This window comes from Streptomyces sp. SID5910 (assembly GCF_009862125.1).
Classification (GTDB): domain Bacteria; phylum Actinomycetota; class Actinomycetes; order Streptomycetales; family Streptomycetaceae; genus Streptomyces.
Genome location: NZ_WWHX01000901.1, coordinates 34,412 through 48,364 on the forward strand (window position 1 = coordinate 34,412; position 13,953 = coordinate 48,364).

Annotated in this window: 14 protein-coding genes; 9 read left to right on the forward strand and 5 right to left on the reverse strand. The window is 71.9% G+C overall.

Going from position 1 to position 13,953, the window contains the following annotated elements; genetic code table 11:
• Positions 1 to 49: 49 nt before the first annotated feature.
• Complete coding sequence (locus GTW67_RS31850) at positions 50 to 2,305, reverse strand: transglycosylase domain-containing protein (RefSeq protein ID WP_161168213.1); 2,256 nt, start codon at positions 2,303 to 2,305, stop codon at positions 50 to 52.
• A 460-nt stretch (positions 2,306 to 2,765) separates the two neighbouring features.
• On the opposite strand from GTW67_RS31850, the gene wblA reads away from it, so the two are divergent.
• A complete protein-coding gene (gene wblA / locus GTW67_RS31860) occupies positions 2,766 to 3,104 on the forward strand; it encodes a transcriptional regulator WblA (RefSeq protein WP_189421905.1) in 339 nt (112 codons plus the stop codon).
• Between the two features lie 27 nt (positions 3,105 to 3,131).
• On the opposite strand, the gene bagB is transcribed toward wblA, so the two are convergent.
• Together bagB and bagA are read right to left on the reverse strand one after the other, a co-directional pair.
• Complete coding sequence (gene bagB / locus GTW67_RS31865) at positions 3,132 to 4,478, reverse strand: ATPase BagB (RefSeq protein WP_161168214.1); 1,347 nt, start codon at positions 4,476 to 4,478, stop codon at positions 3,132 to 3,134.
• Positions 4,475 to 5,452: an ATPase BagA gene (gene bagA / locus GTW67_RS31870; protein WP_161168215.1), complete on the reverse strand. Its 978-nt coding sequence runs from the start codon at positions 5,450 to 5,452 to the stop codon at positions 4,475 to 4,477. The genes bagB and bagA overlap by 4 nt, the downstream gene beginning before the upstream one ends.
• 106 nt (positions 5,453 to 5,558) lie before the next feature.
• Here bagA and sp36 point away from each other — a divergent pair, with 106 nt between their 5' ends.
• The 5 genes from sp36 to GTW67_RS31895 all read left to right on the forward strand — a co-directional run bounded on the left by sp36 (position 5,559) and on the right by GTW67_RS31895 (position 9,470).
• Entirely contained in the window at positions 5,559 to 5,720 is a 162-nt protein-coding gene (gene sp36, locus GTW67_RS31875; protein ID WP_003975360.1) for a Sp36 family protein, read from the forward strand.
• A complete protein-coding gene (locus GTW67_RS31880) occupies positions 5,717 to 6,184 on the forward strand; it encodes an Atu1372/SO_1960 family protein (RefSeq protein WP_161168216.1) in 468 nt (155 codons plus the stop codon). Before sp36 ends, GTW67_RS31880 begins: the two co-directional genes overlap by 4 nt.
• Before the next feature lie 439 nt (positions 6,185 to 6,623).
• Positions 6,624 to 7,661 (forward strand): alpha/beta fold hydrolase, encoded by a 1,038-nt coding sequence (locus GTW67_RS31885; protein WP_524539845.1) that lies wholly within the window; start codon positions 6,624 to 6,626, stop codon positions 7,659 to 7,661.
• 58 nt (positions 7,662 to 7,719) lie between these two features.
• Complete coding sequence (locus GTW67_RS31890; protein WP_161168217.1) at positions 7,720 to 8,631, forward strand: NUDIX hydrolase; 912 nt, start codon at positions 7,720 to 7,722, stop codon at positions 8,629 to 8,631.
• The gene (locus GTW67_RS31895) at positions 8,628 to 9,470 is read left to right on the forward strand and encodes an MBL fold metallo-hydrolase (protein ID WP_161168218.1); all 843 of its coding nucleotides are present in this window, start codon (positions 8,628 to 8,630) and stop codon (positions 9,468 to 9,470) included. The genes GTW67_RS31890 and GTW67_RS31895 overlap by 4 nt, the downstream gene beginning before the upstream one ends.
• Before the next feature lie 6 nt (positions 9,471 to 9,476).
• On the opposite strand, the gene GTW67_RS31900 is transcribed toward GTW67_RS31895, so the two are convergent.
• Complete coding sequence (locus GTW67_RS31900; RefSeq protein WP_019329813.1) at positions 9,477 to 10,151, reverse strand: Crp/Fnr family transcriptional regulator; 675 nt, start codon at positions 10,149 to 10,151, stop codon at positions 9,477 to 9,479.
• 369 nt (positions 10,152 to 10,520) lie between these two features.
• Between GTW67_RS31900 and nth the strand changes: the two genes are divergently transcribed.
• Genes nth through GTW67_RS31915 form a run of 3 tightly spaced genes read left to right on the forward strand, consistent with a single transcriptional unit; the run spans position 10,521 to position 13,652 of the window.
• Positions 10,521 to 11,645 carry an endonuclease III gene (gene nth, locus GTW67_RS31905; protein ID WP_161168219.1) on the forward strand — a complete coding sequence of 375 codons (1,125 nt, stop codon included), beginning with the start codon at positions 10,521 to 10,523 and terminating at the stop codon, positions 11,643 to 11,645.
• A 52-nt stretch (positions 11,646 to 11,697) separates the two neighbouring features.
• Entirely contained in the window at positions 11,698 to 12,405 is a 708-nt protein-coding gene (locus tag GTW67_RS31910; protein WP_161168220.1) for an NUDIX hydrolase, read from the forward strand.
• Positions 12,406 to 12,452: 47 nt separating this feature from the next.
• The gene (locus GTW67_RS31915; RefSeq protein WP_161168221.1) at positions 12,453 to 13,652 is read left to right on the forward strand and encodes a MarP family serine protease; all 1,200 of its coding nucleotides are present in this window, start codon (positions 12,453 to 12,455) and stop codon (positions 13,650 to 13,652) included.
• A gap of 12 nt (positions 13,653 to 13,664) precedes the next feature.
• On the opposite strand, the gene GTW67_RS37970 is transcribed toward GTW67_RS31915, so the two are convergent.
• Positions 13,665 to 13,865: a hypothetical protein gene (locus GTW67_RS37970; protein ID WP_161168222.1), complete on the reverse strand. Its 201-nt coding sequence runs from the start codon at positions 13,863 to 13,865 to the stop codon at positions 13,665 to 13,667.
• Positions 13,866 to 13,953 lie beyond the last annotated feature (88 nt).

Consider the following 13,953-nt stretch of genomic DNA (forward strand, 5'->3'; position numbering starts at 1 on the left):
GTGCGGAAGGGGGCCGTCGGCGTGCGTGGGGTGCGGGGCCTCAGTCGCGTCAGGGGCCGATGCCGCCGTTGCCCTGGCCCTGGAAGAGGTCGCCCCAGGCGCCGCCCGGGAAGCCGCCGTCGCCGCCGTTGTCGCCGCCGTCGCCGTTGTTCCCGTCGTGCCGGCCGCCGCCGTCGCCCTTGTCTCCCTTGTCGCCCTTGTCGCCCTTGTCCTTGTCTTTGTCCTTGCCCTTGTCGGCGTCGGGGATGTCGACGAGGTTGAAGTCGGGGGCGGGCTTGCCCTCCAGCGCGCCGGACATCATGTCCCGCCAGATCGGTCCGGGCACCGCGCCACCGAAGACCTTGTCGTACGGGACGCCGCCGATGGTGATGTTCACCATCTGCCGGTCGTGCTTCGGGTCACCGACCCACACGGCACCGGCGAGGTTGGGCGTGTAGCCCACGAACCAGGCCGCGTAGCGCTCGTCGGTTGTACCGGTCTTGCCCGCGCTCGCCCGGCTGCCGAGACCGGCCTGCGTACCGGTACCGTCCTCGACGACGCCCTTGAGCAGCGTGTTGACGGTGTCGGCCGTGGTCTCCGACATGGCGCGCGAGCACGTGGACTTCGGGACCTGGAGCGACTTCTTCTTGTTGCCGATCCGCTGGCTGATCGACTCGATGGCGACCGGCGTGCAGTACATGCCGCGCGAGGCGAAGGTCGCGTACGCGCTCGCCATGGTCAGCGGGGACACCTCGGTGACGCCGAGGGCGATGGACGGGGTCTGCTCCAGCTTCTTGCCGTTGGCGCGCGCGACGCCCATCTTCTCGGCCATCTGCGTCACCGGGCAGACGCCGATGTCGCTGATCATCTGCACGTAGTAGGTGTTGACCGACTTGGCGGTCGCTTCCTTCATGTCGTACGGGCCGACCTCGGTCTCGTTCTCGTTGGTCAGCTCGACGCCCGGCTCGTTCCACGACTTGCCGTCGCAGGCCGCGACCGGGGCCGGGTAGTCCATCTTGTACGGCGAGGAGTACGACTTCGTCGCGGGCATCCCGCCCTCGAGGGCCGCCGCGGCCACGATCGGCTTGAACGTCGAACCCGGCTGGAAGCCGCCGCCGCCGCCCATGGCCTGGTTCACCGACAGGTTGAGCGTCGTCTCGTGCTGCTTGGCGTCGACACCGTACGGGCGGGACTGGCCCATCGCGACGATCTTGCCGGTGCCGGGCTGGACGATGGTCGCGGCGGTCGCCACGTCGTCACCCGAGTTGACGTGGTCCTTGATCGACTGCTGCACCGACTTCTGGGCCCGCGGGTCGAGCGTCGTGCGGATCGTCAGGCCGCCCTGGTTCCAGACCTTGGCCCGGGCCTCCTTGGTCTTGCCGAAGACCGGGTCGGTCAGGAACACCGAGCGCACGTAGTCGCAGAAGAAGCTCGCGCCCTTCACGGCCGTGATGCAGCCGTTCTTGGGCCGGCTGACCTTCAGCACCAGCGGCGCCTTCTGGGCCTTGTCCGCCTCCGCCCGCGAGACGTCGCCGACCTCGGCCATGCGCGCCAGCACCACGTTGCGCCGCTTGACGGCCTCGGCCTCGTCGTTGACCGGGTCGTAGCGCGTGGGCGACTGGACGATGCCGGCCAGGAGGGCGGACTCCTGGAGGTTGAGGTCCTTGGCGCTCTTGGAGAAGTACCGCTGGGCGGCCGCCTCGACACCGTAGGCCTGCTGGCCGAAGAAGGTGATGTTGAGGTAGTTCTCCAGGATCCGCTTCTTGCCCAGCTCCTCCTCGACCTGGATCGCGAACTTCAGCTCGCGGATCTTGCGGCCGATGGTCTGCTGGGTGGCCTGCGCGACCTTCGTCGGGTCGTCGCCGGCCTCCTCGACGAAGACGTTCTTGACGTACTGCTGCGTCAGCGTGGAGGCGCCCTCGGAGACGCCGCCGCTGCGGGCGTTCTTGTTGAGCGCGCGCAGCACGCCCTTCAGGTCGACCGCGCCGTGCTGGTAGAAGCGCGAGTCCTCGATGGCGACGATCGCCTTCTGCATGTAGGGCGAGATGTCCTTCAGGCCGACCACCGTGCGGTCGCGCGAGTAGACGGAGGCGATGGTGCCGCCCTCGGAGTCGAGGATGGTGGTGCGCTGGCTGAGCGGCGGCGTCTTCAGGTTGGCCGGGAGTTCGTCGAAACTCTCCACCGAACCCTTGGCGGCCAGCCCCAGCGCGCCCACGGCCGGCAACGCGATGCCGGCCAGGACGGCTCCCGCGAGCACACTGACACCGAGGAACTTGGCGGCCTGCTGCGTTGGCGACAGACCACCGCCCGAGCGCTTCTTTGGCATGGGGGCAGCCTACGTTCTCATTCGCCGGACACGCGTATATGCCTTGGCCTAAGCTGCACTCAACTGTCACAGCAGTGAGGCCACGTATCAATACGTCCGGCGACCCCGAATCGTTCCGGACCCGCTCGACTTTCTTTCGAGAGGCCCCGCTGGGGGGCGCGTTGGGGTGTACGAGCGCGTACCACGGCGTGGGGGATGCGTGTCCGTATCCACCTTGTGTGTCACTTGGTGTCCGTTGTGGCGCAGCAGAGATGACCCGAATGCCGGGATCGTCACGCATGTCGCCAGCTCACTCCCCCGGGTGATCTGCCGCTTACGCATAGTCCGTTCGGGCCATTCAAGATTGGGCCCGAAGGGGGTGTTGCGCTGTGCCCACCTTCCGTAACGTCCTCAACTGGCGGCGGTGAATATGCCGCTGCCGCCGTGGGGGAGCCTCGATTCGGGAGAGGACGGCGCCGGTATGGGCTGGGTAACCGACTGGAGTGCGCAGGCCGCCTGCCGCACTACCGATCCGGACGAACTGTTCGTTCAGGGAGCAGCGCAGAACAGGGCCAAGGCGGTGTGCACCGGATGCCCGGTACGCACCGAGTGCCTGGCCGACGCGCTCGACAACCGCGTCGAGTTCGGCGTGTGGGGAGGCATGACGGAGCGGGAGCGCCGCGCACTGCTGCGCCGGCGGCCCACCGTGACCTCCTGGCGCCGACTGCTGGAGACGGCGCGGACGGAGTACGAGCGGGGGACCGGCATCGTGCCCCTCGACGACGACGAGGTCTACGAGAACTACGCGGCCGTGGGCTGAGGCGGCCGCGCCCAGCGGTCGGTCGGGTCAGGCGCCGGGTTCGGGCAGCTCGGGCCGGACCCTCGCGAGGCGGACGCCGATGTCCCGCAGCCCCGCGAGGTCGTGCACGTCACCGGGCAGTGCGGCCACTTCGGTGACTGCCACCTCGGGGTGACGCGCGGTGAAGCGGTCACGCGTGCGCTGCTCGCGGGCCAGCAGATGCATCCGCTCGGCGTGGAGCCTCAGCAGGTCCGCGGTGAGCTGGTCGACGGACCGCTCCGGCGTGTCCGGAGCCTCGGGGGACGGAGTCTCGGGGGACGGATCGGCGGGGGCGTCGGGGTCGGGCGCAGCTGAACTGCCGTCTGTGTCGGGGGAGTTACGAAGGCCAGCTTTCCCGTCGTCCTGATCCACAATGCCGGGATCCTCAAGATTTTCCGCGGCGGCGAGCGCCCGCTCGGCCGACAGCCCGTCGGCACCGCTGCCGTGGACGCGGTTGAGCACCAGACCGGCGAGCGGCATCTTCTCGGCCGCCAGCCGCTCCACGAAGTACGCGGCCTCGCGCAGCGCGTCCCGCTCCGGGGCCGCGACCACCAGGAACGCCGTCCCCGGCGCCTGGAGCAGCTTGTACGTGGCGTCCGCGCGGGTGCGGAAACCCCCGAACATGGAGTCCATCGCGGCCACGAAGGTCTGCACGTCCTTCAGGAACTGCCCGCCGAGCACCTTCCCGAGGACGCCGGTCATCATCGACATGCCGACGTTCAGGAACTTCATGCCGGCCCGCCCGCCGACCTTCGCGGGGGCCAGCAGGACGCGGATCAGCTTGCCGTCCAGGAAGGACCCGAGACGCTTGGGCGCGTCCAGGAAGTCCAGCGCCGAGCGGGACGGCGGCGTGTCGACGACGATGAGGTCCCACTCGTCCCGCGCCCGCAGCTGCCCCAGCTTCTCCATCGCCATGTACTCCTGCGTGCCCGCGAAGCCCGCCGAGAGCGACTGGTAGAAGGGGTTGCCGAGGATCGCCGCCGCCCGTCCGGGATCCGCGTGGGACTCGACGATCTCGTCGAACGTCCGCTTCATGTCCAGCATCATGGCGTGCAGCTCACCGCCCGCCGAGTCGTCGACGCCCTTCACCCGGCGCGGGGTGTTGTCGAGCGAGTCGATGCCCATGGACTGGGCGAGCCGCCGGGCCGGGTCGATGGTGAGGACGACCACCTTGCGGCCCCGCTCGGCCGCGCGCAGGCCGAGGGCGGCCGCGGTGGTCGTCTTGCCGACGCCGCCCGAACCGCAGCACACCACGATGCGCGTCTTCGGGTCCTCAAGCAGCGGATCGACGTCGAGCACCCGCGCGGCGGCCAGACGGCGCCCGCCCTCCCCCCGCCGGTCCGGTTCCGGACTCATGCGATCCCCTGCTTCCGCAGCTCGTGGGCCAGTTCGTACAGGCCCGCCAGATCCATTCCCTCGGCGAACAGCGGCAGTTCGTGCAGCGGCAGGTCCAGTGCGCCCAGGACCGCCCGCTGCTCCTGCTCCAGCGCGTACCGCTCCGCGTACTCGTCGGCCTGCGCCAGCAGCGGGTCCACCAGCCGCTCGGCGTGCCCGCCCCGCCGCGCCCCGCCGAGCCCGGCCCCGGACAGGGACCGCGCGATCGCCGCGCGCGGTGTGCTCCGTACGAGTTCCAGGTCGGTCGCGTCCAGCAGCGCGGGGCGGGCCATGTTCACGATGACCCGGCCCACCGGCAGCCGGGCGGCGCGCAGCTCGGCGATGCCGTCCGCGGTCTCCTGGACCGGCATCTCCTCCAGCAGCGTCACCAGGTGCACGGCCGTCTCCCGCGACTTCAGCACCCGCATCACGGCCTGCGCCTGATTGTGTATCGGGCCGACCTTGGCGAGCCCCGCGACCTCGTCGTTCACGTTGAGGAAGCGCGTGATGCGTCCGGTGGGGGGCGCGTCCATGACGACGTAGTCGTACGCGAAGCGCCCGCTCCTGTCCTTGCGCCGGACCGCCTCGCAGGCCTTGCCGGTCAGCAGGACGTCTCTGACCCCGGGCGCGATGGTGGTCGCGAAGTCGATCGCGCCGAGCTTCTTCAGGGCCCGGCCGGCGCTGCCCAGTTTGTAGAACATCTGGAGGTAGTCCAGAAGGGCCAACTCGGGGTCGATGGCCAGGGCGTACACCTCCCCGCCCCCGGGAGCGACGGCGATCTTCCGTTCCTCGTAAGGCAGCGCCTCCGTTTCGAAGAGCTGCGCGATGCCCTGGCGACCCTCGACCTCGACGAGAAGCGCGCGCTTCCCCTCGGTGGCCAGGGCCAGCGCGAGGGCCGCGGCCACCGTGGTCTTGCCGGTACCGCCCTTGCCACTGACGACCTGGAGCCTGCTCACGTATTCGAGCGTAACCAGTCCGCCCGCGGAGTACGCCGGAGGCTGTGGAGAACGTGGCCGCGGTCGGCCGTCTGCCGGGTCCCGGGCAGCGGCTAGAGTCGGCCACATGACCAAGTGGGAATACGCAACCGTGCCGCTGCTCGTCCATGCCACGAAGCAGATCCTGGACACCTGGGGCGAGGACGGCTGGGAGCTCGTCCAGGTCGTGCCCGGGCCGAACAACCCCGAGCAGCTCGTGGCCTACCTGAAGCGGGAGAAGCAGGCGTGAGCGCCGTCGAGGAGAAGCTGGCCGAGCTCGGCCTGACGCTGCCCGAGGTCGTCCCGCCGCTGGCCGCCTATCAGCCGGCCGTGCAGTCCGGCCCGTACGTCTACACCTCCGGCCAGCTGCCGATGGTGGACGGCAAGCTTCCGGTCACCGGCAAGGTGGGCGGCGAGGTCACGCCGGAGGAGGCCAAGGACCTGGCCCGCACGTGCGCGCTGAACGCCCTCGCCGCGGTGAAGTCCGTCGCCGGTGACCTCGACCGGATCGCGCGCGTGGTCAAGGTCGTCGGCTTCGTCGCCTCCGCCGCCGACTTCACCGGCCAGCCGGGCGTGGTCAACGGCGCCAGCGAGCTCCTCGGCGCGGTCCTGGGCGACAAGGGCGTGCACGCCCGCAGCGCGGTCGGCGTGGCGGTCCTGCCGCTGGACGCGCCGGTGGAGGTCGAGATCCAGGTGGAGCTCGTCCAGCCGTAGCGGGACCGGGCGCGTCGGCGGGCCGCCGGGAAGGGTGGCGGGCGGTCGGGTGTGGTGCCGGGCTACCCGGCGTGTTTGCCGGGCGGTGCGCCGCCGGGCGGCTGGGCGGTTGCCAGGCAGGCGGGGGGTGCCGGGCAATCGGGCGGGCTTGCCGGGTTGCCGGGTGTGTTGTCGGCGGTCGGGTGTGTTGCCCCGTGTGTTTGCCGGACCGGGCGCGTCGCCGGGCGGCTGGGCGTGGTGCCGGGCGGTCGGGCGTGGTGTCGGCGGCCCGGACGCGTTCCCGGCGTCTTTGCCGGACCGGCAACAAGCCTCGCCGCCGTGGGCCGCGGCCCCGCAGGATCGGTGCCGGTGCCCCGTGCGGTGCGGGAGCCGGCCCGGCCCCGGCCGGCGGCTCCGGCCCGTGCCGGGGCCGTGCCGACCGTACGTGTCAGGAGGAGCCGTGCCCCAGCCGCCCGTGACCGACCCGGGAACCCGCCGCCCCGGCGGGAGCGCCGACCAGCCCGTCCACCGGCTGGTGCCCTCGCCCGCCGGACGCACGCACCTGGTGGAACAGGGCAGCGGCCCGCTGGTCCTGCTCGTGCACGGCTTCCCCGAGTCCTGGTACTCGTGGCGCCACCAGCTCCCCGCCCTGGCCGCCGCCGGGTTCCGTGCCGCCGCGATCGACGTACGCGGCTACGGGCGCTCCTCGCGGCCGGACGCCGTCGAGGCGTACCGGATGCTCGACCTGGTGGCGGACAACGTCGCCGTGGTGGAGGCCCTGGGGGAGCGCTCCGCGGTGATCGTCGGCCACGACTGGGGCGCGAACATCGCCGCGAGCTCCGCACTGCTGCGGCCGGACGTGTTCCGCGCGGTGGGCCTGCTGAGCGTGCCCTACACGCCGCCGGGCGGTCCCAAGCCCAGCGAGGTCTTCGCCGGCATGAGCGACCCCGCCGGGCCGTTCGCCGGGCAGGAGTTCTACGTCTCCTACTTCCAGGAGCCAGGCCGCGCCGAGGCCGAGATCGAACCCGACGTACGCGGCTGGCTCGCCGGCCTCTACGCCGCCCTGTCCGCCGACACCATGCCCGGCCCGGACGCACCCGACCCGCACTTCGTCGCGCCCGGCGCCACGATGCGCGACCGGTTCCCCGCGGGCCGGCTCCCCTCCTGGCTCACCGAGGCGGACCTGGACGTCTACGCCGGGGAGTTCGAGCGCACCGGCCTCACCGGCGCCCTCAACCGCTACCGCAACATGGACCGCGACTGGGCGGACATGGCACCGCACGCCGGTGCCCCGGTCACCCAGCCGTCCCTGTTCCTCGGCGGCGCCCTGGACGCCTCCACGACCTGGCTGTCCGACGCCATCGAGGCGTACCCGGCCACCCTGCCCGGCCTGAGCGCCTCGCACGTCCTCGACGGCTGCGGCCACTGGCTCCAGCAGGAGCGCCCCGAGGAGACGAACCGGCTGCTCACCGACTGGCTGACCGGCCTGCCCTGCTGACGCCCACCCGTCCCGGTGGCCACTCGAACATCCGCCCGTCACCGGATAGCCTCCGGCCATGGCGAATGGTCAGGCGAATGGTCAGTGGTACCCCCCGGAGTGGCCGGACCGCATCCGCGCGCTGGCGGACGGCACGCTCAGCCCGGTCGTCCCGCGGCGAGCCGCCACGGTCATGCTCCTCAAGGACACCGGCACCGGCACCGCCGTCCACATGCTGCGCCGCCGCGCCTCGATGGCCTTCGCCGGGGGCGCGTACGCCTACCCGGGCGGCGGGGTCGACCCGCGCGACGACGACCGCGCCATCGGCTGGGCGGGCCCCACGCGCGCGTGGTGGGCCGACCGGCTCGGCGTCGACGAGGCGGGCGCCCAGGCGATCGTCTGCGCGGCCGTCCGGGAGACGTACGAGGAGGCGGGCGTCCTGCTCGCGGGACCCGCCGCCGACTCGGTGGTCGGTGACACCACGGGCGCGGACTGGGAGGCCGACCGGGCCGCCCTGGTCGCCCGGGACCTGTCCTTCGCGGAGTTCCTGGACCGCAGGGGCCTCGTCCTGCGCTCCGACCTGCTGGGCGCCTGGGCCCGCTGGATCACCCCGGAGTTCGAGTCCCGGCGCTACGACACGTGGTTCTTCGTGGCCGCCCTCCCCGAGGGCCAGCGCACGCGCAACGCCTCCACGGAGGCCGACCGGACGGTGTGGATCACCCCGGCCGACGCGGCGGCGGGGTACGACAAGGGCGAGCTGCTGATGATGCCGCCGACCGTCGCGACCCTGCGCGCGCTCGCGGAGTGCGGTTCGGCGGCCGAGGCGCTCGCGTCGGCGCCGGGCCGCGACATGACGCCCGTACTGGCCCGGGCACGGCTGGTCGAGGGCGAGGTCGTGCTCTCCTGGCCGGGGCACGAGGAGTTCACCAAGCACGTCCCGGCCGCCGCGCCGGCCACACCTTCCGACCCGACCGGGGGAGCCCCCGCATGACGGACGCAGCAGCACTGCCCGGCCAGCCGCGCGGCGGTGTCCTCTCCGGGCCCGCCACCACGCGCGCGGTGAACGTCCTCGCGCCCAACGCCTCCGCGATGACGCTGGACGGCACGAACACCTGGATACTCGCCGAGCCCGACTCCGACCTGGCCGTCGTGGTCGACCCGGGCCCGCTGGACGACACCCACCTGCGCAACGTGATCGACACCGCCGAGCGGGCGGGCAGGCGCGTCGCCCTCACCCTGCTGACGCACGGTCACCCGGACCACGCCGAGGGCGCCGCACGCTTCGCGGAGCTGACGCGCACGAACGTGCGGGCACTGGACCCGGCGCTGCGCCTGGGCGACGAGGGGCTGGCCGCCGGTGACGTGATCGGGGTCGGCGGGCTGGAGCTGAGGGTCGTACCGACCCCGGGGCACACCGCGGACTCCCTGTGCTTCCATCTCCCGGCCGACCGGGCGGTCCTGACGGGCGACACCGTCCTGGGCCGCGGCACGACGGTGGTGGCCCACCCCGACGGCCGTCTCGGCGACTACCTGGACTCCCTGCGCAGGCTCAGGTCGCTCACGGCCGACGACGGCGTGCACACGGTGCTGCCGGGACACGGGCCGGTCCTGGACGACGCCCAGGGCGCCGTCGAGTTCTACCTCGCCCACCGGGCCCACCGCCTCGCCCAGGTCGAGACGGCGGTGGAGGACGGCTACCGCACGCCGGGCGAGGTCGTCGCCCACGTGTACGCGGACGTCGACCGCTCGCTGTGGCCGGCGGCGGAGCTGTCGGTGCGGGCGCAGCTGGAGTACCTGGGCGAGCACGGGCTCATCCAGCTGCCCGACTGACGTACGTCAGCGGGAGCGCTTGGCGAGCCGCTCGACGTCCAGCAGGATCACCGCGCGGGCCTCCAGGCGGAGCCAGCCGCGCTGGGCGAAGTCGGCGAGGGCCTTGTTGACCGTCTCGCGGGACGCGCCGACCAGCTGGGCCAGCTCCTCCTGCGTCAGGTCGTGCACGACGTGGATGCCCTCCTCGGACTGCACGCCGAAGCGGCGCGAGAGGTCCAGCAGGGCGCGGGCGACGCGGCCGGGGACGTCCGAGAAGACCAGGTCCGACATGGCGTCGTTGGTCTTGCGCAGGCGGCGGGCGACGGCGCGCAGCAGTGCGGTGGCCACCTCCGGGCGGACGTTCAGCCAGGGCTGGAGGTCGCCGTGGCCGAGGGCCAGCAGCTTGACCTCGGTCAGCGCGGTGGCGGTCGCCGTGCGCGGGCCCGGGTCGAAGAGCGACAGCTCGCCGATCAGCTCGCTGGGTCCGACCACGGCCAGCATGTTCTCGCGGCCGTCGGGGGACGTGCGGTGGAGCTTGACCTTGCCCTCCGTGACCACGTAGAGGCGGTCTCCGGGGTCGCCTTCGTGGAACAGCGAGTCGCCGCGGGCGAGGGTCACCTCACTCATGGAGGCGCGGAGCTCCGCGGATTGCTCGTCGTCGAGCGCCGCGAAGAGCGGGTTGCGCCGCAGAACGTCGTCCACGAGTTCTCTCCTTGTCGACCGGCTCAGAGGATCTTGTTCCCCCGGTGTACCAGGGGTCCGTGGTGCCCATTTTGCCGGACAGTCCAAACAGTGTGATCTGTCACAAGGATGCCGCACACATGTCCTGGGGTACGCGGCAGGGGTCCAATTGGACGCCGATCTTCAGGGTCCGGGGCGGATGTCGGTGCCGGGTCGTAGGCTGGCCGGGTGTCCAAATCGCCGGTGAGAGCACAGGCCTAGGGGGCTGCGCGGGTGGTTGTACGTCGCGATTCCGCTGTGGGCGAACAGGGTCCCGATGGCGGTAGGAAAACGGCGAAAACGGCAAAGAAGGCGGCGCCTGCCAAGCGAGTGACCGCGGAGAAGGGTGCCTTGAAGAAGAACGCCGAGACGGGCGCCGAGACGGGCGCGGCCGCGCCCGCGAAGAAGACGGGCGGCGCGAAGAAGACGGCGCCCGCCAAGAAGGCTGCGCCCGCGAAGAAGACGGGCGCGAAGAAGGCCGCCTCGGCCAAGAAGACGTCGTCCGCGAAGAAGACGGCTCCCGCCAAGAAGACGGCCGCCGCCAAGAAGGCCGCCCCCGCCAAAAAGGCCGCCCCCGCCAAGAAGCCGGCGGCAGCCAAGCGGCAGGCGCCCGCCAAGAAGCCCGCCGTCGTGCCGGCGAAGGCCGCCGCCGCGGTCGAGGGCGTGGCCCCGGCGAAGACCATCGCCCCGCACTCCCCGCGCCACGAGTCGCACACCGCCCTGGTCCGCCGCGCCCGCCGTATCAACCGCGAGCTCGCCGAGGTGTATCCGTACGCCCACCCGGAGCTGGACTTCGAGAATCCCTTCCAGCTCGTGGTGGCCACGGTGCTCTCCGCCCAGACCACCGACCTGCGCGTCAACCAGACGACGCCCGCCCTCTTCGCCAAGTACCCCACGCCCGAGGACCTGGCCGCCGCCAACCCGGAGGAGGTCGAGGAGATCCTCCGCCCGACCGGGTTCTTCCGGGCCAAGACCAAGTCGGTCATAGGGCTGTCCAAGGCCCTGTCCGAGGACTTCGGCGGCGAGGTCCCCGGCCGCCTCGAAGACCTGGTCAAGCTGCCCGGCGTAGGCCGCAAGACCGCCTTCGTCGTCCTCGGCAACGCGTTCGGCCGCCCCGGCATCACCGTCGACACGCACTTCCAGCGCCTGGTGCGCCGCTGGCAGTGGACCGAGGAGACCGACCCGGACAAGATCGAGGCCGCCGTCGGCGCGCTGTTCCCCAAGAGCGACTGGACGGACCTGTCCCACCACGTCATCTGGCACGGCCGCCGCATCTGCCACGCCCGCAAGCCCGCCTGCGGGGCCTGCCCCATCGCGCCGCTCTGCCCGGCGTACGGGGAGGGCGAGACGGACCCGGAGAAGGCGAAGAAGCTGCTCAAGTACGAGAAGGGCGGCTACCCCGGCCAGCGGCTCAACCCCCCGCGGGCCTACCTGGACGCGGGCGGCACCCCGGCGCCGCCGCTGAGGGCCGGATGACGGAACGATCTCGGGGGCGTCGGGCGTTGGACACGGCAGAACGGGGGTGGCGATGACGCGGGCGGGCAACACTCAGGGCGTGGCGCTCAGCGAGGTGGGCCTGCCCGGCTGGCTGGAGCCGGTGGCGCGGGCCGTGCAGACGGTGCAGCCGAGACAGCTGAGCCGTTTCCTGCCCCCGGCCGACGGCGCCGGGCGGCAGTCCGCCGTGCTGATCCTGTTCGGCGAGGGCACGGCCGAGAGCGAGGGTGGCCGCGGCCCCGAGCTGCTGCTCATGGAGCGGGCCAGTTCCCTGCGCTCGCACGCGGGCCAGCCCTCGTTCCCCGGCGGCTCCCTCGACCCGGAGGACGGTGATCCGCAGGGGGAGGGCCCGCTGCGGGCCGCCCTGCGCGAGGCCGAGGAGGAGACCGGCCTCGACCCGGCCGGTGTGCAGCTCTTCGGGGCCCTGCCCAAGCTGTACATCCCGGTCAGCAGCTTCGTCGTCACGCCCGTGCTCGGCTGGTGGCGCGAACCGAGCCGCGTCGGCGTCGTCGATCCGAACGAGACGGCGCGGGTCTTCACGGTCCCCGTGGCCGATCTCACGGACCCGGCCAACCGGGTCACCGCCGTCCACCCCCGCGGTCACCGCGGCCCGGCGTTCCTGGTCGAATCGACCCTGGTGTGGGGCTTCACCGCCGGGATCATCGACCGGTTGCTGCACTTCGCGGGCTGGGAGCGGCCCTGGGACAGGGAGAAGCAGGTCCCGCTGGACTGGCGGTCATGACAGGGTGACCGGTGTGAGCGTAGGACGACGAGGCGAGGCCTGAATCAGTGAACGTGCTGGACATCCTGCTGCTGCTGGCTGCCGTCTGGTTCGCGATCGTCGGCTACCGCCAGGGCTTCGTGGTCGGCATCCTGTCCGTGATCGGCTTCCTCGGCGGCGGTCTCGTCGCCGTCTATCTGCTCCCGGTCGTCTGGGACGCCCTGACGGACAAGGCCGAGGTGAGCACGACCGCCGCCGTCGTCGCGGTCGTCGTCGTCATCGTCTGCGCCTCCATCGGCCAGGCCCTGACCACGCACCTGGGCAACAAGCTGCGCCGTTACATCACTTGGTCCCCGGCCCGTGCCCTGGACGCCACCGGCGGCGCCCTGGTCAACGTCGTCGCCATGCTGCTCGTCGCCTGGCTCATCGGTTCCGCCCTCGCGGGCACCACGCTGCCGACGCTCGGCAAGGAGGTCCGCAGTTCCAAGGTGCTGCTGGGTGTCTCCCGCGCGCTGCCCGCGCAGGCCGACACGTGGTTCGCGGACTTCTCCTCCGTCCTCGCGCAGAACGGTTTCCCGCAGGTCTTCAGCCCGTTCTCCAACGAGCCGATCACCGACGTCCAGCCGCCCGACCCGGCCCTCGTCAACAGCCCCGTCGCGACCCGCGCCAAGCGGTCCATCGTCAAGGTGATGGGCACGGCCACCGGCTGCGGCAAGGTCCTGGAGGGCACCGGCTTCGTCTTCGCCGAGCGCCGCGTGATGACCAACGCCCACGTGGTGGGCGGCGTCGACGAGCCCACCGTGCAGATAGGGGGCGAGGGCCGCAAGTACGACGCGACGGTCGTCCTCTACGACTGGCAGCGCGACATCGCCGTACTGGACGTGCCGGAACTGCGGGCGCCCGCCCTGCGGTTCACGGACGAGGACGCCAACAGGGACGACGACGCGATCGTCGCGGGCTTCCCGGAGAACGGGGCGTACGACGTGCGCGCCGCCCGGGTGCGCGGGCGCATCACGGCCAACGGCCCGGACATCTACCACCGCGACACGGTCCGCCGCGACGTCTACTCGCTGTTCGCGACCGTCCGTCAGGGCAACTCCGGCGGACCGCTGCTGACACCCGAGGGCGAGGTCTACGGCGTGGTCTTCGCCAAGTCCCTCGACGACCCGGACACCGGCTACGCGCTCACCGCCGACGAGATCCGCGAGGACATCACCGAGGGCCGCACCGCCAACCAGCAGGTGGACAGCGACAACTGCGCGCTCTAGGGAAGCCGGCGGTCAGGTGCGCGGATGACGCAGGCGTACGGAGACCCAGCGGGCCCGGCGGCGCAGAATGCGCGGAATGCCCACCCGTAGATCCGTCCCCGCCAGTTGATCCGTCCCCGCCAGTTGCGGGGTGACTCCGCGTCGGTGGGTGCTCGCGCCGCTCGTGGAGCGGCCGTCGCGTGCTACGTCACTGTAGTCGTGCGTCCAGCCCATACCGGGACGTGTGCCCCCGCCCCAAGGTCGATAACCGCTCCCGGGGCCCCCAATTGGCCTATGCGCCAGGCAAGTGGCCGTTCATACG

Excerpts from the sequence above, each read along its gene's own strand:
- GTW67_RS31850 (WP_161168213.1), bottom strand. The coding sequence starts at position 2,305 with ATGCCAAAGAAGCGCTCGGGCGGTGGTCTGTCGCCAACGCAGCAGGCC.
- wblA (WP_189421905.1), top strand. The coding sequence starts at position 2,766 with ATGGGCTGGGTAACCGACTGGAGTGCGCAGGCCGCCTGCCGCACTACC.
- bagB (WP_161168214.1), bottom strand. The coding sequence starts at position 4,478 with ATGAGTCCGGAACCGGACCGGCGGGGGGAGGGCGGGCGCCGTCTGGCC.
- sp36 (WP_003975360.1), top strand. The coding sequence starts at position 5,559 with ATGACCAAGTGGGAATACGCAACCGTGCCGCTGCTCGTCCATGCCACG.
- GTW67_RS31890 (WP_161168217.1), top strand. The coding sequence starts at position 7,720 with ATGGCGAATGGTCAGGCGAATGGTCAGTGGTACCCCCCGGAGTGGCCG.
- GTW67_RS31895 (WP_161168218.1), top strand. The coding sequence starts at position 8,628 with ATGACGGACGCAGCAGCACTGCCCGGCCAGCCGCGCGGCGGTGTCCTC.
- GTW67_RS31910 (WP_161168220.1), top strand. The coding sequence starts at position 11,698 with ATGACGCGGGCGGGCAACACTCAGGGCGTGGCGCTCAGCGAGGTGGGC.
- GTW67_RS37970 (WP_161168222.1), bottom strand. The coding sequence starts at position 13,865 with ATGGGCTGGACGCACGACTACAGTGACGTAGCACGCGACGGCCGCTCC.